This is a genomic window from Pseudomonas edaphica (assembly GCF_005863185.1).
GTDB lineage: Bacteria > Pseudomonadota > Gammaproteobacteria > Pseudomonadales > Pseudomonadaceae > Aquipseudomonas > Aquipseudomonas edaphica.
On the sequence record NZ_VBVZ01001034.1, the window covers coordinates 1 to 1,034 of the forward strand.

Here is a 1,034-nt window from a genome sequence, read left to right on the forward strand (position 1 = left end):
CATGGGCACCGAGCTGTCCGACGGCAAAGTCGAGCTGGAAGGCATTCAGACCGAGCTGGATTCGATCCTGCTGGGCATCCCGAATATTCCGCACGAATCCGTGCCCATTGGTGAAGACGAAGACGGCAACGTCGAAGTGCGCCGTTGGGGCACGCCAAAAGCCTTTGATTTCGAGATCAAGGATCACGTTGCGTTGGGCGAACTGACCGGCGGCCTGGATTTCGAAACCGCCGCCAAAATGTCCGGCGCACGCTTTGCTCTGCTGCGCGGCCCGATCGCGCGCATGCACCGTGCCCTGGCGCAGTTCATGATCAACCTGCACACCGCTGAACACGGCTACGAAGAAGCCTACACGCCGTATCTGGTGCAGGCGCCGGCGCTGATGGGCACCAGCCAATTGCCTAAGTTCGAGGAGGATCTGTTCAAGATCAGCCGCGACGGCGAAGCCGACCTGTACCTGATCCCGACCGCCGAAGTGTCGCTGACCAACATCGTCGCCGGCGAAATCCTCGACGCCAAGCAGCTGCCGATCAAGTTCGTGGCCCACAGCCCGTGCTTCCGTAGCGAAGCCGGCGCTTCGGGGCGTGACACGCGCGGCATGATCCGCCAGCACCAGTTCGACAAAGTTGAAATGGTGCAGGTTGTTGAACCGTCGACCTCCATGGAAGCCCTGGAAGGCCTGACCGCCAACGCCGAACGCGTCCTGCAACTGCTGGAGCTGCCTTACCGCGTACTGGCGCTGTGCACCGGCGACATGGGTTTCAGCGCTGTAAAAACCTACGACCTCGAAGTGTGGGTGCCGAGCCAGGACAAGTACCGCGAAATTTCGTCGTGCTCCAACTGCGGTGATTTCCAGGCCCGTCGTATGCAGGCGCGTTTCCGCAACCCGGAAACCGGCAAGCCGGAACTGGTACACACCCTCAACGGTTCGGGCCTGGCCGTAGGCCGTACCCTGGTGGCCGTGCTGGAAAACTACCAGCAGGCCGACGGTTCCATCCGCGTGCCGGAAGTGCTCAAGCCGTACATGGGCGGCG

1 protein-coding gene is annotated in these 1,034 nt (G+C 61.9%); it reads left to right on the plus strand.

What is annotated here, in order from left to right:
* Positions 1-1,034, plus strand: a 1,034-nt coding sequence (serS, locus tag FEM54_RS33050; RefSeq protein WP_138454335.1) for a serine--tRNA ligase, incomplete at both ends; no start/stop codon positions are given.